Genomic DNA, 24,138 nt, shown 5'->3' on the forward strand with positions numbered 1-24,138 from the left:
TTTTTGTTTAATCAAATTTTAATTTTTTTAATGCTTCCGCGAATGGGTTATTTAATGGTTCTTCTTCTTTTTTCTGTTGTTTCATATATTTTTGAACGTCGCGTTTATCGGCTTTGTTTCCAGATTCTTTTTTACGTCGCTCTTGGAATGTTGATAATTTCTCGCGATAGCCACATTTACATGCGAAAATTTGGCCTGCACCCTCACCACGTAATTCTAGTTTCTTTTTACATTGCGGACAGCGAGCATTTGTTGTACGAGATACATTTTTACGATGACCACATTCACGGTCTTGGCATACGAGCATTTTTCCCTTTTTTCCATTTACTTCTAGCATTGGTTTACCGCAATCTGGACAAGACTTCGTCGAAATGTTGTCATGTTTATATTTCTTATCACTCGATTTAATTTCAGAAACAATTTCTTTCGTATAGTTCTTCATTTCCGAAATGAATACTTCTTTTTTCAATTTACCTTTTGCGATAGCCTCAAGTTTTTGTTCCCATTCACCAGTTAGTGTAGGAGATTTTAATTCTTCTGGTACTAAATCAAGTAACTGGCCACCTTTTGAAGTAATGTGAATATCTTTACCACGTTTTTCAATTAAGAATGAATTGAATAGCTTGTCGATAATGTCAGCACGCGTTGCTACAGTACCTAATCCACCAGTCCATTTTAACGTATCAGCAAGTTGTTTATTTTGCGTATCCATATATTTTGTAGGATTCTCCATTGCTGAAAGTAAAGTTGCTTCATTAAAGCGTGCAGGTGCTTTCGTTTGGCCTGATGTTTGCATAAGTAACTTTACAGTTAATGTATCGCCCTTTTCAATGTGAGGCAGAAGCTGCTCTTTTACGTCATCAGTTACATCATCGTCTTCAAATCGATTTTCGTATACTTCCTTCCAACCAGCATGTAAAATTGTTTTTCCGCGTGCAATGAACGTTTCACTACCAACTTTAGTATGTAATGTTAGTTGCTCGTATTCGAATGCTGGGAATAAAACAGCTAAGAAACGTTTTACAACTAAATCATAAATTTTACGTTCTTTATCTGTGAATGCTGAGAAGTTAACGTATCCTTCTGTTGGAATAATCGCATGATGATCGCTTACTTTACTATCATCAACAAATGATTTATTAGCCTTGATAGGCTTTTGTAATACTTTATGTGCTAAAGGACGGTACTCTCCAACGCCACATGCTTTTAAACGTTCTGGAAGTGTTTCAACGATATCAGATGAAATGTAGCGTGAATCTGTACGAGGGTACGTTAGCACTTTATGTTGTTCATATAACTTCTGCATAATGTTTAATGTTTCTTTCGCAGAGTAACCGAACTTTTTATTTGCATCACGTTGTAATTCAGTTAAATCGTAAAGACCAGGAGAGAATGACTTCTTCTGTTTTTTATCAATTTCCACAACAGTAGCATGTTGTTTATCTAAACCTTTTACAATACCATCAATTTTTTCTTTATTAAAACTACGGCTATTGCCATTTGCATCTTGCCAAGTAAGTTTGAGTTTCTCCATCGTTTGAGCTTCGATGCCGTAGTAAGTTTGTGCTTTGAAGTTCTTGATTTCATCTTCACGACTAGCAATCATAGCGACAGTAGGCGTTTGTACACGACCGCAATTTAACTGAGCATTAAAGCGAGTCGTTAAAGCGCGAGTTGCATTAAGACCGATATACCAGTCAGCTTCTGAACGTGCAACTGCTGAAGCGTATAAATTGTCATAGGCTTTACCTGGTTTTAAATTTGCAAAACCATCTTTAATTGCTTTATCGGTTACAGAAGAAATCCATAAACGTTTGATTGGTTTGTTTAGCTTAACTTTATCGATGATCCAGCGTGCGACTAATTCCCCTTCACGTCCAGCGTCTGTTGCTACAATAATTTCATTTACATCTTTTCTAAGTAGCTGACTCTTTACAGCATTAAACTGTTTACCAGTTTGTTTAATAACCGTTAATTTCAAACGCTCTGGTAGCATTGGTAAATCTTCTAAATTCCACTGTTTATATTTCACATCATAGCTTTCTGGATCTGCTAATGTAACGAGATGACCTAAAGCCCAAGTTACAATATATTTACTACCCTCAAGATAGCCGTTTCCTTTTTTATCACACTTCAGTACACGAGCAATATCTCGTGCAACGGAAGGCTTTTCAGCGATTACAACGCTTTTTGACATATTAAAAACATCCTTTCAAATTTCCATAAGTTAAATATAGCATACATCTTCTTGAGATTCAGTTTCGCTTCATATTTGAGCTGTTTTTAGTGGAATGAACAAAATCCTCACTGATTAAAGTTTCACTTTATATAGAAAAGTAAAGAACTTGTTATTTTACTAGAATAAGAGTAGACTTTGAAGTAGATGAATAAGAAACACATGGGAGTTTGTGGATACAAACTGAGAGTATGGCTACTAGTCCGTCATTGACCATTTGAACCTGTTGGATAATGCCAGCGTAGGGAGAGTGTAAAAGCACATGTTCAGGCACTTTGCGTACGCGCGAAGTGCCTTTTTGTGTATCTCCCATCATTATAGTTAGGAGATGAAAAGGATGAATATGAAAGAAATTAGTAAAGTAGTGGATTTGGTGAGAGAATCTAATCCGCTCGTTCATAATATTACAAATGTTGTTGTAACAAATTTTACTGCTAACGGTTTGTTGGCACTTGGGGCATCGCCTGTAATGGCGTATGCAAAAGAAGAAGTAGCAGAAATGGCTAGCATTGCTGGAGCGTTAGTATTAAATATGGGAACACTTCGTCCTGAGGAAGTAGAAGCGATGTTACTTGCTGGTAAATCAGCAAATGTGAACAATGTGCCAGTACTATTTGATCCAGTTGGTGCAGGAGCAACTTCGTATCGAACAGAAGTTGCGAGACATATTCCAGCCGAAATAGATTTAGCAATTATCCGCGGCAATGCGGCTGAAATAGCAAACGTTATTAATGAGAAATGGGAAATTAAAGGGGTAGACGCTGGTACTGGAAATGGCAATGTTGTAAGTATTGCAAGGCAGGCAGCAGATGAACTAAATACAGTTGCTGTCATTACTGGAAAAGAAGATGTTGTTACAGATGGAGAGCGAACTGTTCTTATTCGAAATGGTCATCCTATTTTAACAAAGGTTACGGGAACAGGGTGTTTACTAACTTCGGTAATAGGAGCATTTGTAGCAGTAGAAAAAGATTATGTAAAAGCAGTAGTAGCCGCATTAACGTTTTATGGTGTAGCTGCGGAACTGGCAGCTGTTAAAACAGTAGAAAAAGGGCCAGGTAGTTTCCAAATTGAATTTTTAAATCAATTAGCGAATACAACTTCAGCTGATATTGAGAAGTATGGGAAGATTGAGGAGTTAGAGTAAGGGGGATGAAACATACGATGCGCATTGAAACAAAGAAAATGTCTAAGTTATTACAAGTGTATTTTATTATGGGAAGTAATAACTGCACGAGGGATCCTTTAGCTGTATTGAAAGAAGCGTTAGATGGTGGAGTGACACTTTTTCAGTTTCGCGAGAAGGGGGAAGGTTCTTTAATCGGAGGAGATAGAGTGCGCTTTGCAAAAGAATTGCAGACGCTTTGTAAGGAATATAGTGTTCCTTTCATTGTAAATGATGATGTAGAATTAGCCATTGAATTAGATGCAGATGGTGTTCATGTAGGACAAAATGATGAAGGGATTACATCTGTTCGTGAAAAAATGGGAGATAAAATTATCGGCGTATCTGCTCATACAATTGAAGAAGCACGCTTTGCAATCGAAAATGGAGCAGATTATTTAGGTGTTGGACCTATTTTCCCAACGAGTACGAAAAAAGATACGAAAGCGGTTCAAGGAACGAAAGGATTAGCTTATTTTAGAGAACAAGGAATTACAGTGCCAATCGTTGGTATTGGTGGGATTACAATTGAAAATACAGCGGCAGTTATAGAAGCGGGTGCGGACGGTGTTTCAGTTATTTCAGCAATTAGTTTAGCTGAATCTGCGTATGAAAGTACGAGAAAATTAGCTGAAGAAGTAAAGAGAAGTTTGTAGAAAAGGACATGTAGTATTTTAAGTGCTACATCGAGAAGTAGACTGCCCAAAAAATTTAAACAAACATTTGATTAAAAAAGCACAAACCTTTTTAAATAAGGGTTTGTGCTTTTTCTTTAAAACATAATAGAAATTAAAAGCATTCCAATTCCGATAGAAGTAAATGTTGCAATTAAGCCTGGAATCATAAAGCTATGATTTAATACGTATTTACCGATACCTGTTGTACCAGTACGGTCAAAGTTAATGGCAGCAACGATTGTCCCGTAGTTTGGAATGAAGAAATATCCGTTTACTGCAGGGAACATCGCAATCAGTAGTGCTGGTGGAATACCAAGGGATAGTCCAAGTGGCATTAAGGCACGTACTGTTGCTGCTTGGCTGTACAGTAAAATAGATAGAATGAATAGTGCGATGGCAAATAGCCAAGGTGCACTTGTTACTAAATGCTGAATAGATCCTTGAATCATATTTAAGTTTCCATTAAAGAAAGTATCTCCCATCCAAGCGATACCGAAAATAGCAACAACTGCTGTTGCTCCTGCTTTAAAGACGTTACCAGACACAATGCTTTCTACATTTGGTTTACAGAAAATAATAATAAGAGCCGCGATAGTTAACATAACCACCTCAATTGTGTTCGGCATGGAAAGACGGGCTAACTTCCCATCAACTATCCATCCTGGACGAAGTGCTTCAAATGAACCAAGAAGTACAACAAGGAAGGTTCCTACAAGGAAAAGGATAACTGATAATTTGGCGCCCTTTACACCTACAAATTCTTTTTTCTCTTCAAGCTTAGGAATCATTCCTTCTTTTAATCGTTTTAAGTATTCAGGGTCTTCATTTAATTCTTTTCCCATCTTACTAGCAACGAATGCTGCTAACATACAAGCAATGAAAGTAGAAGGAATACTCACTTTTAAAATATCTAATAAAGTGATTTTATAGTCAGCTAACATTGCTAAAAGAGCAACTGTGGCAGCTGAAATTGGGCTAGCTGTAATTGCTTGTTGAGAAGCGATTACGGCAATCGACATTGGGCGTTCCGGTCTAACCCCTGATTCACGAGAGACTTCTGCAATAACAGGAAGTACAGAATAGGCAACGTGACCAGTACCTGCACATAGTGTGAATAAATAAGTAACAATTGGAGCAAAAAAAGTAATACGCTTTGGATTTTTTCGTAATGCTTTTTCAGCTAGGTGAACAAGATAGTCCATTCCTCCAGCAGCTTGCAAAGCACCAGCAGCAGTAATTACTGCCAAAATCATAAGCATTACATCGATAGGAGGCGCGGTCGGTTGTAAGTGGAAGACAAAAACGAGTATTGCCATACCAACTCCACCCATTACTCCTAAACCAACTCCGCCTAGGCGTGCACCAATAAAAATACAGAGTAACAAGGTAAGAAATTGTAGCCAAAACATGATAAACTACCTCCGAAATTCATTAGTTAAGATATATTCGAATAGTTTAATTTGAATGAAAATTAAATAAATACCCGAAGAAATCCTTGTTATTTATACATTTTTTATTATATAACACAAAAAAAGTAACATTCACGTACTTTTTGAAATTATTTCGAAAAAGCAATTCGTTAAAAATTTGTATTTATATCTCTAAATAAGTAGACATTTTGATTTATATGTTGTAACCTTTGATAGAGAATATATGATTCTCATAGAACTCCCATATCGTTCAACTCGTTCAGCGAGAAAGGCAAACTGATGGAAACATGAGGACGCAAAACTACAGGAGCTAAGGTCGAAAGGCTATGCTAGCCAGTTACCGGACGGATAGGGTTGGTCTTGGCCAATGCTTTTACATTGGCTTTTTTTTATTCTCGAACATATTGAGAAACATCTTTAAACAAAATATTCATATATTTTGTTTTTTTGTTTAGAATCATTAAGGAAGGTGGATATTAATGAAAAAATATTGGCATAAGTTATCGTTCCTTCAAAAGAACGTCTTATTAACCGTATTAGTTATTTTGACACTTGTTGGAAGTATGGGCGCGTTAAGTTTCAACATGTTTCAAAATAGTATGATGTCTTTATTTGAAAGACAGTCTATTGAAACAGGAGAAATAGTGTTGAAAAAATTGGATGTAGAATTAGTTAGAGACATGGCGAAAGATCCTACAGCCGAAAAAGTGAAAAAAGAAAAGTTAACAGAGAAATTAGATGAAGTGTCAAAAGAATTGAAAAGTGTTGGACAAACGTATGTTACAGGAGCAAAGCCGAATGAAAAGCGGGAATTACAACTCGTTGGTTTGACTACAGAGTTAACAAATGCATTCCCTATAAAGCCGGGAGATTATTATGAACAACCCGCTCATTGGATGAAGGCGTACGATAAGGTCATTGATACGAAAAAGGCCCAAATGACAGAAGTATATGAAGATGAAATAGGTTCGTGGGTGACAATATTAGAACCAATTACAGATGGAGAAAACAATATTGTTGCAATTATTGCGGCTGACTTAGATGCTTCCATTGTTCCTATTACAAAAGAGAAGTTTATGATACAGGGCTTACTCTTTATCATTATTTCATTAGCAATTGCGACTATTACTCAATTCTTTATCGTGCGTCACTCGCTAGCTCCATTAAAAGATTTACGAGAAGGATTACGTAAAATTGGTGAAGGTGATTTAAGTATTAAATTAAAAGAAAGACCAGATGATATTGGAATTATTAATGTTTATTTCAATAACACGATTGAAAAATTTAAAGGGATTATAGATAAAGTAAGGCAAACTGCTGAGCAAGTTTCTTCTTCTTCACAAGAATTGTCGGCGAGTACAGAGGAAAACAGTATGGCAGTTCAAGAGATTGCAAGTTCTATTGAAGGTTTAAGAGTAGGGGCACAGTCTCAAAAAACTTCAGTACAACAATGTTTAGGAATTGTACATGGAATGGAAGATAAGGTAGAAGAGATAACTGGGGCTGCAAAACAAGTTGCGGTTGCTTCTGAAGGTATGGAGCAACATTCAATTGAAGGTAATGAAGTGATTGGACAAATTATTAATCAAATGAGTTTAATCCAAAATGCAGTACAGGATTTATCTTCCATCATTTATTCGTTAGAAACAAGGTCAAAAGAAATTAGTGATATCGTAACTGTAATTACAGGTATTTCAAATCAAACAAATTTATTAGCTTTAAATGCTTCTATTGAGGCTTCACGTGCTGGAGCAGCTGGAAGAGGGTTTGCAGTTGTTGCTGATGAAGTACGAAAATTAGCAGAACAAACTGAAGCGTCTGCAAAAGATATAGCGAAATTAATTGGTGAAACACAAGCTGAGACAGAAGATGCTGTAGTTTCAATGCAAAAAGGTTCAAAAGAAGTAGAAACTGGAATTTCACTTGTTCAAAGTAGTGGAGATTTCTTTGAAAAAATTTCAAAATCAGCGCAATCTGTTACAGATCAAGTAAAAGCTGTCTCTGGTAATTCGAGTGACATTTTACAAAATAGCCAGAATATTGTTCAAGTCGTAAATGAATTATCACATATTGCAAATACTTATGCCAACAGCAGTAGTAATGTTGAAGAAAGCATGAAAGAGCAAGAAATATCAGTACAAGATATTGCAGAATTAGCGACTTCTTTAAGTTGGCTTTCTCAGGAATTACAAGAGCTTATCGGTGAGTTTAAAAGCGAATAAGGAGAAAGTTCAATTCTAATCAAAGGGGATATCTCCGCTACTGATTATGAATTGAACGAATCTGCCCGTTAATAAGGGATGAAAAAGGTGTGAATTTTCACACCTTTATTATATTTAAGAGAGGAATTTACATAAATATGAAATTAGCAATTTCTTATAATGAGATGGTAAAAGAATTTTTAGGGAAAGTAGAAGGAAGTATTAAAATACCTAAAGATGTGCAAGGAACGGAACTTAGGATAAAAAGGAAAACTGAACTATTTCCAAATTTGACTCACATTGTAGATTTAATAGGAGCGACTGCAACGTGGTTATATCATATTTCTAAAGAAAAACATATTGTCGTGCTTTATCATGTAAGAGGAAGTTTATTTCCGATTACTATTGAAGTTTCTAATTTTCTCTCCTATGAAAGTGTGGATTTACAGATTGAAGAGCAACTGGAACAAATTAAAGAAATGAATGAGGAAGAAATAGAAGAGTTTCAAAACGGTAATACATTATATGAAATGTCACCTATTATTATTGGTGAAACATATTATGAGCTACAAGACACGAATACATTACAATTTGTATTCAGTAAAAATATGCAAAGCGTAGAAATAATATTTAATAGTGTTAATTGGAAAGAGACAACGATTACTCGTTATGCACAACAAATACAAGGTGTTTTAATCAATACATTAAAAAATAATAATAATTATATAAATGATTTTAATGTTATTACAGAGGCCGAGATGGCACTTTATAGTCAAGTGAATGATACGACAGCAGTATATCCTGAGAAAAGTATCGTCGATATGTTCTATAATACTGTTACTCAATTTCCAAATCGTATAGCTTTATCTTCAAGGGAAGGTACTTTAACTTATGAGGAGCTAAATAAAAAAAGTAATCAAATAGCTCATATGTTAATTAAAAACGGCGTCCAATTAGGAGACTATGTTGGAATATTTATGAAACGTAGCATAGACACAGTAGTAAGTATGGTAGCTATATTAAAAGCTGGTGCAGCGTATGTTCCGATTGATCCAGATTATCCGGAAAGTAGAATACAGTACATTATTCAAGATAGCCAAGCGAAAGTTATATTGATGAAAGAGACGCCTATAACATGTGATGGGGTTCAAACAGTTTCAATGTATGATAGTGAAACTTGTGAAGATATAGATGTAAAGTTGTCTATTCATTGTGATGATGTAGCTTATATGATTTATACATCTGGTTCAACAGGGAATCCAAAGGGAACGATGTTAGCACATAGAGGCGTTGTTAATCTGTACATTTGGATGCAAAAGCAATATGAATTGACAGAAGAGGATGTATTTGCCCAATTTCCTTCCTTTAGTTTCGATGCTTCTGTATGGGAGTCATTTGCTTCTTTATTCTGTGGAGGAAACTTGTATGTATTATTAGAGGAAGAGCGATTGTCTGTAGAAGCATTTGCACATGCAATCTATAAAGTGAAAGCAACTTCGATCTTGGCATTAGCAACAATTTTTGTTCGACAAGTAGCAACTTATTTAGCAGAAGAAGATATATATAAGCTAGCTTCCCTAAAAAGAATTGCGATTGGCGGTGAAATGTTGCCTGTAGAGGTTATTAAATTGTGGAGAGAAAGAATAGGTACAAATGTTGAAATTCATAATGTATACGGACCGACAGAATGTACAGTAGTGACGACAACTTATAAAATACCTAGTCAGTTAAATGAGGATGTTGCGAGTATTCCCATTGGTAAACCATGTTCTAATTATCAAGTTATGATTTTGGATGAGAATATGAATCTTTGTCCAATTGGTGTACCTGGTGAATTATATATAGATTCAGTAGGATTAGCAAAAGGGTATTTTAATAAACCTAATAAAACAATTGAAGCTTTTATTCCGAACCCTTTTAATCCTATAGTTAGTATATATAAAACAAGTGATATTGTTAAGTTGCTAGAGGATGGAAATATAGAGTTTTTACATCGGAAAGATGATCAAGTAAAAATTAGAGGACATCGTATTGAACTAGGAGAAATCCAAAGTAAAATTTCTCAAAATCATAATATAAAAGAAAATGCTGTTTTTGCTAAGAAGAGTAAGGAAGGTAGCCAATATTTAATCGCGTTCTATACAACTTTAAATAAAAAAGAAATACCAGAATTAGTTTATCAGTTACAAGAGCAATTACCAGATTATATGGTGCCATCTAAACTAATTTATATTAATGAATTACCACTTACACCTAATAAAAAGATTGATGTTAAGAAGTTAGCTCAGTTAGAAGAAAAGTATGAACCGGTTCGTCTACAAGAATATGTTGCACCTTCTAATAAAGCAGAAAAACAAATAGCGAACGCTTGGGCGGAAGTATTAGGAATTTCAAAAGTTGGAGTGCATGATGATTTCTTTACAATTGGTGGACATTCATTGAAAGTATTACGAGTCTTAACATTGTTAAAAGAAGATTTTTCACATTTAACAATTCAAGATTTCTTTAAAGAAAGAACGATATATGGATTAGCTCGAATTGAGCGAGAAGTAAAAGTAGAGAAAGAAGAAGTATTTCGTGAATATAAAGTGATTCACGAACCAGATACTATTACGTATGCAAACGTTTTGGAAGAAACCCAGATTTTAAATGTCTTTTTAACAGGAGCTACTGGTTATTTAGGATCACACATATTATATGAATTGTTGAGAGATACATCTGCTACTATTTATTGTTTAGTAAGACCAACCAAAGATGTGCAACAAAGAATTATAGATACATTAACAGGCTACTTTAGTGATATATGTGAAGAATGGTTACAGCGTATACAGGCCGTAGCTGGTGATCTGGGGGAAGAGTATCTTGGGATGAGCGAAGAAGAATTTATGTTCATCAGTTCTAAGATGGATACGATAATTCATTGCGGTGCAGATGTAAGACATTTTGGAGATGTAAAACAATTTGAAAATATAAATGTCCAAGGAACTAGCCGTATGCTAGCATTAGTGGAAAAAGATGCTACATTCCATTTTATTTCTACGATTGGTATCCCGTTAGAATTAGCAGTAGATCAATGGGATACATACATGAAAACTGGTGATTTTAATTACAGTGTAGACTTAGAGAATGTATATTCAAATAGTAAACTACAAGCGGAAAACATTGTTCGTGAAGCAATGAAAAATGGTTTGCGTGGAAATATTTATCGTGCAGGTAATTTAGCATGTCATTCAGAAACAGGTTCGTTCCAACAAAATATTGAAGGAAACGCATTTTATCGTCTTATTAAAACAATGCTATTAATTGGAAAAGCACCAAATGTGAAGTGGAAAGTTGATTTCACACCAATTGATTTTGCTAGTAAATCAATTGTAACGTATGTACAAGATTCACAAATAGATGGAGAAACATTGCACATCTGTCATCCACATCAAATTGAGTTTGAACAATTTATACAGCTAATTGGAGAGTGTGGATACAATCTTGAACTGGTTACACTTTCAGAATATGAAAATGCCGGACTTGAATTAGCAAAGGGAAATGAAGTAATAGCAGAGTTAATTGCTTCTCAAGTTGCAGGAGATGGAGCGCAGCAATCTGAAATTGTAATGGGTACGCGTAGAACGAATGAATGGATTAAGAAAAAAGAATTGAAAGTACCAGCAATTAATAAAGAATTTATACAGCAGTTATTAGCTCATGGTGAAAAAGTTGGTTATTTTCCAAAAATAATGAAATGATTATGCATGCTTTTGTTTGTTCAATAAAATAAATCATGCTACAATGAAAACGAATTAAGGACCGGGGAGCCAATTGGCTGAGAGGATGTAAGTAAACATCGACCCTCAACCTGATCTGGATAATGCCAGCGTAGGGAGTTACTTAAAGTGATGTAGCATATGTTATTCTATAATAACTTGCATACAAGGCTTTCCTACGCAGTAGGAAAGCCTTTTCTTATTTTTGAAATTTAATTTTATAAGGGGGATTTTATTATGTCACAACAAGTTACAATGTCATTTTCAGTAGTACCACAAGCGAAAACGAAAGATGTATATTCTGTTGTCGATAAAGCAATTGAAGTTGTGCAACAATCGGGAGTTCGTTATGAAGTAGGGGCAATGGAAACAACTTTGGAAGGAGAATTAGATGTACTTCTTGATGTCGTTAAACGTGCACAACAAGCTTGCGTCGATGCTGGAGCAGAAGAAGTGATTACTTCTATTAAAATCCATTATCGTCCAAGCACTGGTGTAACGATAGATGAAAAGGTTTGGAAGTACCGTGATGAATATGCAAAACCAGAAGCAATCTAAACTTATTACAACTATTTGGCTTATCCTTCTCATTGCGATATGGGAAGGATCTGTTTCATTATTTAAAATCGAACCGTGGATTTTACCAAAGCCTTCTGCCATTGTTCAAGAATTAATTAGGATGAAAGATTTACTATTACCAAATACGATGCAAACACTGCAGGAAGTTATAATTGGACTATTCTTTGCAATTTTATTGGGGACGAGCATCGCAATTATTATGGACGTTATACCGTTATTTCGTATTTTAATAAATCCATTGCTCGTTATTTCGCAAACAATTCCAATTGTTGTACTTGCACCACTATTTATTATTTGGTTTGGATATGGGATGTTGCCGAAAGTAATGGTCGTAATACTCGTTTGTTTCTTCCCAATTGCGCTTAGTATTTTAGAAGGTTTTCAAACAGTAGATAAAAACATGTTGAAGCTGTTACAAACAATGAAGGCGACGAAATGGCAAGTTTACCAGAAAGTAAAATTTCCAGCAGTGCTTCCATACTTTTTCTCAGGCTTAAAAATTGCAGTTACATATAGCGTAATGGGGGCAATTATCGGAGAATGGCTCGGTGCAAGTGAAGGATTAGGTGTTATGCTTACGAGGGCTACAAAATCATTTTTGACTGCCCGAGTATTTGGTGTTGCAGCAATCATCGTTATGGTGACATTGTGCCTGTATTTTATCGTAGAGTTTATGGCAAGAATAACAGCACCATGGATATATAGAAAGGACGGCAGAAAATGAAAAAAGGTTTGAAAGTTATGTTAGCTGCCTTATTAGCGGTAGGTGTGGCTGGATGTAATCCGGCGAAGAAAGAAGAAAGTAAAAGTAAAGATCAAAAAGTAAAAGTAGTATTAGATTGGTTTCCAAATACGAATCATACTGGCTTGTATGTAGCACAAACGAAAGATTATTACAAAAAGCAAGGATTAGATGTAGAAATTATTCAACCGGGTGACAATGTAACAGCAGAGCAAATGATAGCATCAGGAAAAGCTGACTTCGCAATAAGCGCACAAGAAAATGTAACGTTGGCTCGTGTGGAAGGGATTCCTGTTGTATCTGTCGGAGCGATTATTCAGCATAACACTTCAGCATTTGCATCACTTAAGAAAGATAATATGACGTCACCGAAAGATTTTGAAGGTAAACGTTACGGCGGCTGGGGAGGACCAGCAGAAGAAGCGACATTAAAGACGATTATGGATAAGCATCAAGCTGATTTTAATAAAGTTGAAAAAATCATCTTAGGACAAACCGATTTCTTTAAATCAATCGGCCGTGATGCAGACTTTGAATGGATTTATTACGGATGGGATGGAATTGAAGCGAAGCGCCAAGGAAAAGAGTTAAATACGATTATGGTGAAAGACTTAGACCCAGCGCTTGATTTCTATAGTCCTGTTATTATTACGAGTGAAAAACATACGAAGCAAGATAAAGACTTTGTGAAAAAGTTTATGAGTGCAACAACAGAAGGTTATAATTTTGCAATTAAGGAACCGAAAGAAGCTGCTGATATTCTAATTAAAGCTGTTCCAGATGTAAATAAAGATTTAGTTCAAGAAAGCCAGAAATGGTTAAGTACGAAGTATCAAGATGATGCGAAAGCATGGGGAGTACAGAAGGAAGAAATTTGGACGAATTACATGAATTTCTTATATGACAACAAAGTTATTAAAAAGAAAATCGATGTAAAAGATGCTTTTACAAATGAATTCCTTCCAAGTGAAAAATGAGCGGATTACAAATGAAAAATATAGTGAAATCTTTCGACGGAAAGAATGTATTAGAGAATATTAGTGCCTCTATACAAGAGGGAGAGTTTGTTTCCTTTGTAGGACCGAGTGGTTGCGGGAAAAGCACATTATTAAACATGATTGCAAATGTTGAAAAACCAACAAGCGGGAACGTAACGTATAAAGATAAGCAAGTACAAGAGCAAGATGTTGTTAGTTATATGCCACAACAAGATTTATTACTACCGTGGCGATCAGCTTTGCAAAATATCGTTCTTCCGTTAGAAATTGAAGGAAAGCCGAAAAAACAAAGGCTGACAGAAGGAATGGAAGCATTAAAGCAGTTCGAACTAGATGAATATGCAGACCATTATCCAGATGAATTGTCTGGTGGTATGCGTCAAAGAATTAGTTTTCTGCGCACATATTTGTGTGAAAAGCCAATTATGCTGCTTGATGAGCCTTTTGGAAAGTTAGATGCATTTACAAAAATGGAAGTACATAGCTGGCTTTTAAACTCTTGGCATCAAGAGAAGCAAACAATCGTTATGGTTACACATGACTTAGATGAGGCAATCTTGCTTTCAGATCGCGTATTTATTTTATCTCAAAGACCAGCGTCAATAGTTGGCGAGGTACAAGTGAAATTACCTAGACTGAGAACGATGGATATGTTAACATCACTCGAATTAAAAAAGGATAAAGAAGAGATTTTAAGTGTGTTAGCTCCTTATATGAAAAAATAGAAAAAGCCTTTTAACAGTTTTTAGTATAATTACTGTTAAGAGGCTTTTTTTAGAATATGAAAAGATGGAGAAGGAACAAAAGGGAAAATAGAGAATAGAATATAACAGAGTAGTTTATACTCTTAATATAACAAATGTTAAAGGAGTGAAAGGATAAAATGACTTTATCAACTGTTCTTCAAATGGTTTTAGCTTGATATGGGAGAAGTCTGCCCATTTTTTAAGATTAAGCTAAATTGAAGACAGCAGGTAAAGAACCTTAATCCTTTTTTACGATAATATGTAATGGGTAAGGTGTATTCACCTTACCCATTTTTATATGCATAATTAAATAAGGATTCATACTGTTGGTCTCTCTATTTAGCTTATGGACGATAAGTAAAGGAGAGAAAAAAATGAGTATATTAACAGTAGAAAATTTAAGTCATTCGTATGGTGAGAAAACCATCTTATATAATGCATGCTTTCGATTATTAAAGGGGGAGCATGTTGGGTTAGTAGGGAAAAATGGGATTGGAAAATCAACACTGCTAAGAATTTTAACAGGAGAACTTATACATGATGATGGGAACATTGAATGGTTTCCACATGTGAAGGTTGGATTTTTGCAGCAGCATATAGATTTACAAGAAGGAATAACAATTGCAGGATACTTGCAAAGTGCATTTTCTAACTTGTATGCGATTGAATATGAAATGTTAAAAATTGCAGAAGAGATGGCTGAAGCAGTAGAAGTAGAAAAATTGTTAGTAAGGTATGGAGAGTTACAAACTATATTGGAAAACTCTAATTTCTATCAAATTCATACAGAAATTGAAGAAGTGGCAATTGGTTTAGGGCTGTTTGAAATAGGATTGGAAAAGGATGTTTCAAAGTTAAGTGGAGGACAGCGGACAAAGTTATTACTAGGAAAGCTTCTTCTAGAAAAAGCTGATGTTTTATTGCTAGATGAACCAACGAACTATTTAGATACAGCACATATAGAATGGTTGCAATCGTACTTGAAGTTGTATGAAAAAGCTTATATTATCATTTCGCATGACGAAGTATTTTTGAATAATATTACGAATGTCATTTACCATCTAGAAGAACGAAAAGTTAAGCGATATGTAGGGGATTATGAAAAGTTTTTACAAAGTTATCAATTGCAAAGGAAACAATTACAATCGGCGTATGCGAAACAACAAAAAGAAATTGCTCAGTTAGAAACATTTATTCAAAAAAATAAGATTCGAAAAGCAAAACAGGCAAAAAGTCGAGAGAAAGTATTGGAGAAAATGCAAAGGGTTGAAAAGGTTAAAAATGTACCTCGGTCCCGTTTTGTTTTTACTGTTTATAATGAGCCAGTAAGTAGTATATTACAGGCTGAGAAACTAAGAGTGGGTTATAGTGATTCGTTATTTCCAGAATTGAATTTACAAGTGAAGAAAGGAGAAAAGATAGCTATTGTTGGTCATAATGGTATTGGAAAAACGACAATGTTAAAAACGTTATTAGATCAAATAAAGCCGCTAAGTGGTTCAATTTTTGTTGGGGAACGAGTAAATCCTGCTTATTTTGCACAGGAAGAGTTTGCTTCAGAAATAACACCATTAGAGAAAGTTTGGGCAGAGCGACCAGATATGACAAAGAAAGAAGTGCGCCAAGCATTAGCGAAGTGTGGATTGAAAGAAGAACATGTATTAAAACCTATTCATTTATTAAGCGGTGGAGAGCAAACGAAAGTGCGTTTATGTGAACTCATCGCAACGAAAAGCAATGTTTTAATTTTAGACGAACCGACTAATCATTTGGATGTAGAAACTAAGATGGCTTTAAAAGAAGCGTTACAACAATATAAAGGAACGGTTTTAATTGTCTCACATGAACCTTCTTTCTATGAATCGTGGATAACAAAAGTATGGAATATAGAAGAGTGGAATGCTGAACAATATGAATAAAGAAAAGACATTAGCTTTTATGAGCTAATGTCTTTTCTTTGTGATTAACATGATTTTCGAGAACTCTTACATGAGAATTGTATGAAGAAGCACTCTTATGGTGCGCTTATAAGCGTGCTTTTTCTTTTGTTATATTTATAATAATACGAAAGCCTTTCCCTAACAGGTGACTATCTTTCTTTATATATATAGATAGTTCAAAGTGGAATGAAAATAATTCCTATATGTAAAGAATAATGTGGATATTATAGGAAGACAATAGAAATTAAAGGAAATTCATGTAAAATTCAAATTAACTTCATATCAACTTCATATTAGAAATTAATTATAATAGGTTATTGTGATGCTTTTTATTTTTCATAAAATTAAAAGTTTGAATTTAGGAGGTATTGCTCAAACCTAAATTCAAACTTTAGTGAAATAATTAATGGATATTACGTCTAGTTTTCGCTAATGACGGCATTTAAAAGTTCGGCAGGATTACCCGTTCCTGCACCACCAATTGTAATTGATCCACCAGGAGGAATTTCGCCATTCCATCCTGCGTTCGTAATTACATAATGATTATTTGTTTTACTACTAATTTTAGAATCCCAAACTTGTGTTAAATTGCCGCTATAATCAAATTCTAATTTCCAATTTTTAATAGGAATCGTTCCGTTATTTTTAATTATAATCGAGAAGTTATAACCGCTTCCCCAATTCGAAGTGACTGAAAATGTAGCAGTGCCATTTCCATCAGGAGGTGTTGTATTAGCTTCATCCGTTTTGACAGTAAGAGCGGTAGGGTGTGATTTATTTCCAGAAGCATCTTTGGCAATTACTGAAAATGTGTATTCCGTATTAGGTTTTAAGTTTTTAATTGTAATGCTATTTGTTGTTGCACTCCATTTTTCTTCTCCGGCAGTAATTTCGTATTCAGTAACGCCTACGTTATCAGTGGATGCAGTCCAGCTTAATTGAACTGAGCTTGAAGTTTTATTCGTAACTATAATGTTTTTAACATTCGTTGGTGGCTCAGTATCTTTTTGGTTAATAGGTCCACCAAGTAATTCTTTTACTAGCGTATCAAGTAATTTTGGACCACTACAACTATATTTTGGACTTGTACGGCAATCTCCGCTTAGTTCCCAAAACATTGCTCCACTTAAACCTTTCGTCTTTATATAGTCTGTTTTATATTTCATAGATTCATTGTCATCGTAGCTAATAAATGTGCCTGTAGTTGCATTATATAAATAAGGTACTTTAGCTGTGTCATTCCAGTAGCGTACAAAACCATTTTTATTAACGTAATTGGCTGTTAAATCACCGTAATCATACACACCTGTGTCACCGGTAGAATAATCATCCCAAGTACCTTTAGAAGCAAGTTTCCCATCACTACCTGGTTTGCAAGGTTGATATTGTCCGTTATTTTCTTTTCCACAACTTTTCCAGCCACGTCCGTAAAAAGGTACGCCTAATACTAGTTTATCCACTGGAACACCTTCATTGGTATAAACGTCTATAGCACCATCTACGTAAAAATTCGTATTTGCTGCTGGGTCATTTGGATCCTTATATAGAGCTGCATTATGATTAGAAGTAGCTTCCCATCCACCGTGGAAATCATATGTCATAATATTAATCCAATCGAGTATTTGAGAAATTTTCTTTAGCTCTGTATGATCAGCGTAGCGTTGACTTGCACCTGACGCGATTGTTAGTAAATATTGTTTGCCATCTTCAGCACCTGCTTTATTCAAAGCATTTCGGACGTCTTGAAGAAGAAGAGTGAAATTTTGTTTATCTTCAGGACGATAACTACCACCAGGAATTGTTTCAACGCCCGGATATTCCCAGTCTAAATCTACGCCATCAAATCCATATGCGCGAAGAAAAGCTACTGTAGATTCGGCAAATACTTTTCTTGTCTTTTCATCAGCGGCCATATCAGAAAAGCGGTTAGACCAAGTCCAGCCACCAACGGAAATTATTGTTTTTAAATGAGGATATTTAGCTTTTAATCGTTTTAGTTCTCCGAAATTTCCGCAACGGGCATATTTATCGCAATCTTCCCAAGTTGTACCTGAGCCAGGATACGATTTGGTAACATCAGCCCATGGTTCACCGAGTACGAGAGTACCATTAGGAACCTCTTTATTTTGCAATGGTACACCAGATTCTTTACAGTTCCACGTTTGTTTATTTGGATTATCCGGATGGGTAGAAGGATTTCCATGTTTTCCCTTCCAACAAATATCCGCGAAAGCATAGTTAAGGTGAGTAAGTTTTGATGCATCAATGTCAGCAACTTGATAATTACGTCCGTAAACGCCCCACGAAGGAAAGTACCCAACAATTTTTTGACTTTGCTTTGGTGAATCTGCTAATGCGAGATTTGGAGTAATAAAATTTGTGAGAAAAAGAGGTAAGAAAAGTAGTAGAGATAGTAATAGCAGTGTGAATTTTTGAGACCTCATAGCCATTTCTCCTTTCAAAATAAAAGATATATTTAAAGGCATACGCCAATAAATCAAAATGAATCTAGACGTATGAAACGTCTAGATAAAATGATCAGACATCACGAAGTCTATACAAGGGAGCTGGGGGTGATTAAATCGTAACAAATGTAAGATTTAGTGTAAACGCTTTATTAAGTTGAAAAAGACTTTCTCAATACAAAAAGGCTTGAATACAAACTATATATGAAAACGAAAGGTCGGTATGGGAGGAAATAGCTCATTATAAATAAATTTGAGAAAAAATTGTATGGAGCCAATTATTAAAGACGTAGAAAGATAAGGAAATATCATGTAAAATAATAGTAAAAATATGTAAAGGAGGGAATAGTGTGGATGTGTTTTTGAACATTGCTGAAGAAAAAATTCGCCAAGCAATACGGAATGGTGATCTTGATTATCTTCCGGGAAAAGGAAAACCACTACAATTAGAAGATTTTTCAATGGTACCTCCAGAACTTAGAATGAGTTATAAAATTTTAAAAAATGCGGGAATGATTCCACCAGAGATGGAACTACAAAAAGATATATTAAAAATAGAGGATCTAATTGCCTGCTGTTATGATGAAGAAGAGAGAAAGAAATTACGAGAAGAGTTAACAATAAAAACGTTACGTTTTCAGCAGGTAATGGAAAAGAGAAAGATTAAAGATAGTTCAGCTTTTCGTATGTATCAAGACAAAGTATTTCGTAAATTACGCTAAGAGGGATAAGATGACTACATTTAAAACGATAGAAGAAATAGCGACCTATATCGAAGAACAACAATTGGTACTTCTGTTTATTAAAACGGAAAATTGTGGTGTTTGTGATGTTATGCTAAGAAAAGTAAATTGCGTATTAGAGAATTATGATTACGTAGAGAAAATAGAGATATTACTACAAGACATGCAAGAGATTGCGGGGCGATATGCCGTATTTACAGGACCGACAATTTTATTATTTTATAATGGAAAAGAGATCCTTCGAGAATCGCGCTTCATTTCACTTGAAAATCTAGAGAGAACCATTCAATTATTCGAGGAATAAGGGAGGCTTTTATATGGAATTTATTATCGTCATACTATTATTTGTTGTAGTTGGAATAATCGTAACAGCAGTTCGATCGAACAAAAAGAAGGTAAATCTTACAAAACAAAATAACATTCATAATTCATCTAACAGCTCATCACCATTATTTTTCTTTGCTGGATCTGATAATGATAGCTCGCATGATGGCGGTTCACATGATTGTGGAGGGTCTTTTGGGGGAGATAGCGGGGGAAGCTGCGGTGGTGGTGATTGATGAAAATGCGCCTTATATAGGCGTATTTCTTTTTAAACAAACGTTTGATTAGTTGGCTTACATATGCATAAACACAGTTAAACAAACGTTTGATTAATATTTTTAACATACTAAGGGGAATGGAAATGAAAAGGGAACCGAGAGTGAAAAATAAGGGGAAAGTAGTGTTATTTTTATTAGCTGCGGGAGGCGTATTTCTTGTTAAATTAACATTTAAATTTGGAACAATACATATGATTCGAACTTGGTTTGAAAGTACATTTTCTTAAATAAGGAATATAGCCTCTTGCGATAGAGGTTTTTGATTTGTTATTATTAGACTGAACGGTCGGTTTAAAGAGGTGTGAATATGAGAAGAAGCGCAGAAGAGATAAAGAAAGAAATTGCATATAAAGCAGAAAGTCTATTTTCACAGAAGGGCTACGCAGCTACATCTATGGAAGAGATTTGTGAAATTACAGAGCGAAGTAAAGGAAGTATTTATTATCACTTTAAAAGTAAAGAAGAATTATTTTTATTTGTAGTGAAACAGCATACGTATGATTGGGTTGAAAAATGGAATGAAAAAGAGAAGTTGTATAGTACTAGTACTGAAAAACTATATGGTCTCGCGGAATATCATGTAGAGGACATACAGCAACCAATTTCAAATGCAATAGAGGAATTCTCTATGAGCCAAGTTGTAAGTAAAGAGATTCTGGATGAACTGTTAGCTTTAACTAGAGAATCATATGTTATGTTTGAGAAATTAATTGAAGCAGGTATACAGTCTGGAGAGTTCCGTGAAGATAATACTCGTGATCTTATGTATATTGTGAACGGATTATTATCAGGGCTTGGAGTACTTTACTACGAGTTAGATTATAAAGAGCTGAAACGTATTTATAAAAAGGCAATAGATGTATTGTTAAAAGGAATGGCAGCTGAATAATAAGTCAGTTGCTTTTCTTACAAAACAAATTAGACCGAACGGTCGGTTTATGGAAGGGGAATGAAAGTGAAAGCTTTATTTAAAAACCGAGCATTTATGCTCGTTATGGCATCTGATATTTTACAACAATTTGCAATTTGGATCAGAAATATGGCTCTTTTATATTTCATAATGGAGCGGACAAATAATGATCCAGTTTCAGTGTCTCTATTATCTGTCATGGAGTATGCACCTATCTTTATTTTCTCGTTCATTGGTGGTGCATTAGCAGATCGCTGGAATCCGAAAAGAACAATGGTCGCTGGAGATGTGTTGAGTGTACTGTCTATTATAGGAATTGTCCTGTTGTTAAAGCTGGATTATTGGCAGGCTATATTTTTTGCAACACTCATTTCCGCGATTGTAGGTCAGTTTTCTCAGCCCTCATCTTCGCGTATATTTAAGCGCTATGTAAAAGAAGAAGAGGTAGCAAATGCGATTGCATTTAACCAAACATTACAGTCATTATTTCTAATTTTTGGGCCAGTGGTAGGATCGCTTGTGTATACACAACTTGGTTTATTTACGTCACTATATAGCTTAATCATTTTATTTTTGTTATCTGCTATCGCCCTTTCATTTTTACCAAAATGGGTTGAAAAAGAGAAAGTGGCAAGAGATTCATTAAAAAATGATATAAAAGAAGGATGGAAATACGTTCTTCACACGAAAAATTTACGTATGATTACGATCACTTTTACTATTATGGGTTTAGCTGTTGGATTAACGAATCCATTAGAAGTATTCCTTGTAATTGAACGTTTAGGCATGGAAAAAGAAGCTGTTCAATATTTAGCAGCAGCTGATGGAATAGGTATGTTAATCGGTGGTATTGTTGCTGCAGTTTTCGCTTCAAAAGTGAATCCGAAAAAGATGTTCGTATTCGGTATGAGCATATTAGCGATGTCATTTTTAGTAGAAGGGCTATCTACATCATTTTGGATTACTAGTTTCATGAGATTTGGAACAGGTATTTGTTTAGCTTGTGTTAATATCGTTGTCGGTACGCTTATGATTCAACTTGTACCAGAAAATATGGTTGGAAGAGTAAACGGGACGATTTTACCACTGTTTATGGGGGCAATGCTAATTGGAACTTCACTAGCTGGAGGATTAAAGGAACTAACTTCACTAGTTATTGTGTTTTGTATAGCAATGGCACTTGTTTTATTAGCGATAGGGCCAGTTCTACGCATGCAAATAAAGAAAGAAGATGTCGTTAATAAAGAGAAACTAACAAATTCGTTAGCTTCGAAATAACTATTTTAAGGGAGCAAAATTGCTCCCTTTTTCTTTGAGGAACTTTTGACAACTATATGAGCCAATTATATACTGATGTTGTAAAAACGATTTTACAGGTTAGGAGCAATGGTGTGAAAAATCAAATCTATGAATTACGCACTGAAAATAATATTTCACAAGGCGCATTAGCTGATAAATGCAAGGTTTCTAGACAGACGATAAATGCAATTGAGAATAATAAATATGATCCAAGCTTAGCGTTAGCATTCCGTTTAGCTGAAGTATTAGGAACAACTGTTGATAAATTATTTTTGTACAAGCAGTAGAGTCGTTTATTATAAGGCGCACCGTTAAAAATAAAAAAGATCCTCTTCTCATGAGAAGAGGATCTTTTCTTATAGTGTTTTAGTCTTTGGACTAGTTGGTGTAACGGATGTATTATTTTCTGGAACTCTAGTTAATAAGAATCCACCGATAATAAACAGAACAATAATACTAAGAACACCAGCGTTTGTTTTTCCTGTTAATTGCGTTGTAACACCGACTAATACCGGGCCCATAATTGCGGCGAACTTACCAAAGATATTATAAAATCCGAAGAATTCATTAGCAGATTCTTTTGGTACTAGTTTTGCAAAGTATGAACGACTTAGTGCTTGAATACCACCTTGAGATGTAGCAACTAACATTGCTAAAATCCAAAAATCAAGTGTCGTTTTTAAGAAATAAGCATATATGCAAATGATGATATAAATAATGATACCGACATATAGCATTTTTTTACCTGTAAATGTTGCTGATAATTTTCCATATAATAAAGCAAATGGACAAGCGACAATTTGTGTTACAAATAATATGATTAATAGATTCGTTGCACTGATACCGAGATCTGTTCCGTAAGCGGTGGACATGGTAATAATTGTATCGACCCCATCAATATAGAAAAAGTAAGCGATTAGGAACATGAATACAGTTTTATATTCTTTAATATTTTTAAAAGTAGCAGCAAGGCGTTTGAAGCTCATTGTAATTGGTCTAGGGTGACGTTCAATATAGTGCTTTTGCTCTACGTTTTTTAGCATTGGAATCGTAAATAACCCCCACCAAAGAGCTGTTATCGCAAATGAAATTTGACTAGCAATACCAACAGATAAAGGGATAGTTCCTTTTTGAGAAAGAATAATAAGAGCGATACAACCGATGAAAGGAATAGTACTCCCAATATAGCCTAATGCGAAACCTCGCGTAGAAATTCGATCCATTCTATCTTCAGAAGTGACATCTACTAAAAATGCATCATAAAAAATGTTTGCTCCAGCAAAACCGACTAAGGCGAGCATATAGCATCCTAATAATAAGTACCACTGAGATGTTGGAACGACTGCTAACATACTTGTAAATACGATACCGAGTCCAAAGAAGAATGTGAAAAATCGTTTTTTAAATCCTTTATAATCAGCAACTGTGCCGAGAATAGGAGCAAGTATAGAAATTAAAAGTGTAGCGAACGAGTTTGCATATCCCCAATATGCTGTTGAAGTTGCCCCGGATAGTCCAGCTTCTTTTGCAGCTGCTTTAAAGTAAATTGGAAATAATGCAGTTGTAATGACGAGCGAATATACCGAGTTCGCCCAATCGTATAATATCCAGCTTTTTTCTTGTCTGGACATTTTTTTCATATAATGT

The 24,138-nt window shown here is 34.9% G+C and carries 20 protein-coding genes and 3 riboswitches; of the genes, 16 read left to right on the plus strand and 4 right to left on the minus strand.

The window, feature by feature from the left end:
• Positions 1–7 precede the first annotated feature (7 nt).
• Complete coding sequence (gene topB, locus ASE54_RS14095) at positions 8–2,197, minus strand: DNA topoisomerase III (protein WP_000047319.1); 2,190 nt, start codon at positions 2,195–2,197, stop codon at positions 8–10.
• A 191-nt stretch (positions 2,198–2,388) separates the two neighbouring features.
• Positions 2,389–2,501, plus strand: a riboswitch (TPP riboswitch).
• Between the two features lie 72 nt (positions 2,502–2,573).
• Here topB and thiM point away from each other — a divergent pair.
• The gene (gene thiM / locus ASE54_RS14100) at positions 2,574–3,383 is read left to right on the plus strand and encodes a hydroxyethylthiazole kinase (RefSeq protein WP_001056107.1); all 810 of its coding nucleotides are present in this window, start codon (positions 2,574–2,576) and stop codon (positions 3,381–3,383) included.
• A 5-nt stretch (positions 3,384–3,388) separates the two neighbouring features.
• Positions 3,389–4,057, plus strand: a complete 669-nt coding sequence (gene thiE, locus ASE54_RS14105; RefSeq protein ID WP_003255464.1) for a thiamine phosphate synthase — start codon at positions 3,389–3,391, stop codon at positions 4,055–4,057.
• A gap of 116 nt (positions 4,058–4,173) precedes the next feature.
• On the opposite strand, the gene ASE54_RS14110 is transcribed toward thiE, so the two are convergent.
• The gene (locus tag ASE54_RS14110) at positions 4,174–5,487 is read right to left on the minus strand and encodes an anaerobic C4-dicarboxylate transporter (RefSeq protein WP_000498723.1); all 1,314 of its coding nucleotides are present in this window, start codon (positions 5,485–5,487) and stop codon (positions 4,174–4,176) included.
• Between the two features lie 281 nt (positions 5,488–5,768).
• A riboswitch (cyclic di-GMP riboswitch) is annotated at positions 5,769–5,853 on the plus strand.
• 134 nt (positions 5,854–5,987) lie between these two features.
• Between ASE54_RS14110 and ASE54_RS14115 the strand changes: the two genes are divergently transcribed.
• The 7 genes from ASE54_RS14115 (at position 5,988) to ASE54_RS14145 (ending at position 16,451) form a co-directional block, all read left to right on the plus strand.
• The gene (locus ASE54_RS14115; RefSeq protein WP_000761081.1) at positions 5,988–7,730 is read left to right on the plus strand and encodes a methyl-accepting chemotaxis protein; all 1,743 of its coding nucleotides are present in this window, start codon (positions 5,988–5,990) and stop codon (positions 7,728–7,730) included.
• A gap of 137 nt (positions 7,731–7,867) precedes the next feature.
• Positions 7,868–11,449, plus strand: coding sequence for a non-ribosomal peptide synthetase (locus ASE54_RS14120; RefSeq protein WP_000761465.1), 3,582 nt, complete (start codon positions 7,868–7,870; stop codon positions 11,447–11,449).
• A gap of 52 nt (positions 11,450–11,501) precedes the next feature.
• Positions 11,502–11,603: riboswitch (TPP riboswitch) on the plus strand.
• Positions 11,604–11,704: 101 nt separating this feature from the next.
• Positions 11,705–12,025, plus strand: a complete 321-nt coding sequence (locus ASE54_RS14125; RefSeq protein WP_000082906.1) for an MTH1187 family thiamine-binding protein — start codon at positions 11,705–11,707, stop codon at positions 12,023–12,025.
• A complete protein-coding gene (locus tag ASE54_RS14130; RefSeq protein WP_001057168.1) occupies positions 11,997–12,770 on the plus strand; it encodes an ABC transporter permease in 774 nt (257 codons plus the stop codon). The genes ASE54_RS14125 and ASE54_RS14130 overlap by 29 nt, the downstream gene beginning before the upstream one ends.
• Positions 12,767–13,765 (plus strand): ABC transporter substrate-binding protein, encoded by a 999-nt coding sequence (locus ASE54_RS14135; protein ID WP_000715561.1) that lies wholly within the window; start codon positions 12,767–12,769, stop codon positions 13,763–13,765. The genes ASE54_RS14130 and ASE54_RS14135 overlap by 4 nt, the downstream gene beginning before the upstream one ends.
• Positions 13,762–14,511, plus strand: a complete 750-nt coding sequence (locus ASE54_RS14140) for an ABC transporter ATP-binding protein (protein ID WP_000016094.1) — start codon at positions 13,762–13,764, stop codon at positions 14,509–14,511. Before ASE54_RS14135 ends, ASE54_RS14140 begins: the two co-directional genes overlap by 4 nt.
• 395 nt (positions 14,512–14,906) lie before the next feature.
• A complete protein-coding gene (locus tag ASE54_RS14145; RefSeq protein WP_000025944.1) occupies positions 14,907–16,451 on the plus strand; it encodes an ABC-F family ATP-binding cassette domain-containing protein in 1,545 nt (514 codons plus the stop codon).
• Positions 16,452–16,891: 440 nt separating this feature from the next.
• On the opposite strand, the gene ASE54_RS14150 is transcribed toward ASE54_RS14145, so the two are convergent.
• Positions 16,892–18,916, minus strand: coding sequence for a glycosyl hydrolase family 18 protein (locus ASE54_RS14150; protein ID WP_001257475.1), 2,025 nt, complete (start codon positions 18,914–18,916; stop codon positions 16,892–16,894).
• 371 nt (positions 18,917–19,287) lie between these two features.
• On the opposite strand from ASE54_RS14150, the gene ASE54_RS14155 reads away from it, so the two are divergent.
• The 7 genes from ASE54_RS14155 (at position 19,288) to ASE54_RS14185 (ending at position 22,778) form a co-directional block, all read left to right on the plus strand.
• On the plus strand, positions 19,288–19,659 hold the full coding sequence (locus tag ASE54_RS14155; protein ID WP_000382370.1) for a DUF1992 domain-containing protein: 372 nt from the start codon (positions 19,288–19,290) through the stop codon (positions 19,657–19,659).
• Positions 19,660–19,669: 10 nt separating this feature from the next.
• A complete protein-coding gene (locus ASE54_RS14160) occupies positions 19,670–19,984 on the plus strand; it encodes a thioredoxin family protein (RefSeq protein ID WP_000206513.1) in 315 nt (104 codons plus the stop codon).
• A gap of 13 nt (positions 19,985–19,997) precedes the next feature.
• On the plus strand, positions 19,998–20,240 hold the full coding sequence (locus ASE54_RS14165) for a hypothetical protein (protein ID WP_000394363.1): 243 nt from the start codon (positions 19,998–20,000) through the stop codon (positions 20,238–20,240).
• A 125-nt stretch (positions 20,241–20,365) separates the two neighbouring features.
• Entirely contained in the window at positions 20,366–20,509 is a 144-nt protein-coding gene (locus ASE54_RS14170) for a hypothetical protein (RefSeq protein ID WP_000817987.1), read from the plus strand.
• 80 nt (positions 20,510–20,589) lie between these two features.
• A complete protein-coding gene (locus ASE54_RS14175; RefSeq protein WP_001254448.1) occupies positions 20,590–21,171 on the plus strand; it encodes a TetR/AcrR family transcriptional regulator in 582 nt (193 codons plus the stop codon).
• A gap of 66 nt (positions 21,172–21,237) precedes the next feature.
• Positions 21,238–22,470 carry an MFS transporter gene (locus ASE54_RS14180; RefSeq protein WP_000645357.1) on the plus strand — a complete coding sequence of 411 codons (1,233 nt, stop codon included), beginning with the start codon at positions 21,238–21,240 and terminating at the stop codon, positions 22,468–22,470.
• Positions 22,471–22,526: 56 nt separating this feature from the next.
• Positions 22,527–22,778: a helix-turn-helix transcriptional regulator gene (locus tag ASE54_RS14185; RefSeq protein WP_002023181.1), complete on the plus strand. Its 252-nt coding sequence runs from the start codon at positions 22,527–22,529 to the stop codon at positions 22,776–22,778.
• Between the two features lie 69 nt (positions 22,779–22,847).
• Here the strand turns inward: ASE54_RS14185 and ASE54_RS14190 are convergent, their stop codons facing one another.
• Positions 22,848–24,131 (minus strand): MFS transporter, encoded by a 1,284-nt coding sequence (locus ASE54_RS14190; protein WP_000738826.1) that lies wholly within the window; start codon positions 24,129–24,131, stop codon positions 22,848–22,850.
• Positions 24,132–24,138: the final 7 nt, after the last annotated feature.

It is taken from the genome of Bacillus sp. Root131 (assembly GCF_001429475.1).
GTDB classification, from domain to species: Bacteria; Bacillota; Bacilli; order Bacillales; family Bacillaceae_G; genus Bacillus_A; species Bacillus_A thuringiensis_S.

Excerpts from the sequence above, each read along its gene's own strand:
- ASE54_RS14140 (WP_000016094.1), top strand. The coding sequence starts at position 13,762 with ATGAGCGGATTACAAATGAAAAATATAGTGAAATCTTTCGACGGAAAG.
- ASE54_RS14130 (WP_001057168.1), top strand. The coding sequence starts at position 11,997 with ATGAATATGCAAAACCAGAAGCAATCTAAACTTATTACAACTATTTGG.
- ASE54_RS14160 (WP_000206513.1), top strand. The coding sequence starts at position 19,670 with ATGACTACATTTAAAACGATAGAAGAAATAGCGACCTATATCGAAGAA.
- ASE54_RS14135 (WP_000715561.1), top strand. The coding sequence starts at position 12,767 with ATGAAAAAAGGTTTGAAAGTTATGTTAGCTGCCTTATTAGCGGTAGGT.
- ASE54_RS14170 (WP_000817987.1), top strand. The coding sequence starts at position 20,366 with ATGAAAAGGGAACCGAGAGTGAAAAATAAGGGGAAAGTAGTGTTATTT.
- ASE54_RS14185 (WP_002023181.1), top strand. The coding sequence starts at position 22,527 with ATGAGCCAATTATATACTGATGTTGTAAAAACGATTTTACAGGTTAGG.
- ASE54_RS14190 (WP_000738826.1), bottom strand. The coding sequence starts at position 24,131 with ATGAAAAAAATGTCCAGACAAGAAAAAAGCTGGATATTATACGATTGG.
- ASE54_RS14145 (WP_000025944.1), top strand. The coding sequence starts at position 14,907 with ATGAGTATATTAACAGTAGAAAATTTAAGTCATTCGTATGGTGAGAAA.
- ASE54_RS14175 (WP_001254448.1), top strand. The coding sequence starts at position 20,590 with ATGAGAAGAAGCGCAGAAGAGATAAAGAAAGAAATTGCATATAAAGCA.
- ASE54_RS14150 (WP_001257475.1), bottom strand. The coding sequence starts at position 18,916 with ATGAGGTCTCAAAAATTCACACTGCTATTACTATCTCTACTACTTTTC.
- ASE54_RS14120 (WP_000761465.1), top strand. The coding sequence starts at position 7,868 with ATGAAATTAGCAATTTCTTATAATGAGATGGTAAAAGAATTTTTAGGG.
- thiE (WP_003255464.1), top strand. The coding sequence starts at position 3,389 with ATGAAACATACGATGCGCATTGAAACAAAGAAAATGTCTAAGTTATTA.
- ASE54_RS14115 (WP_000761081.1), top strand. The coding sequence starts at position 5,988 with ATGAAAAAATATTGGCATAAGTTATCGTTCCTTCAAAAGAACGTCTTA.
- ASE54_RS14125 (WP_000082906.1), top strand. The coding sequence starts at position 11,705 with ATGTCACAACAAGTTACAATGTCATTTTCAGTAGTACCACAAGCGAAA.
- thiM (WP_001056107.1), top strand. The coding sequence starts at position 2,574 with ATGAATATGAAAGAAATTAGTAAAGTAGTGGATTTGGTGAGAGAATCT.
- topB (WP_000047319.1), bottom strand. The coding sequence starts at position 2,197 with ATGTCAAAAAGCGTTGTAATCGCTGAAAAGCCTTCCGTTGCACGAGAT.
- ASE54_RS14165 (WP_000394363.1), top strand. The coding sequence starts at position 19,998 with ATGGAATTTATTATCGTCATACTATTATTTGTTGTAGTTGGAATAATC.
- ASE54_RS14110 (WP_000498723.1), bottom strand. The coding sequence starts at position 5,487 with ATGTTTTGGCTACAATTTCTTACCTTGTTACTCTGTATTTTTATTGGT.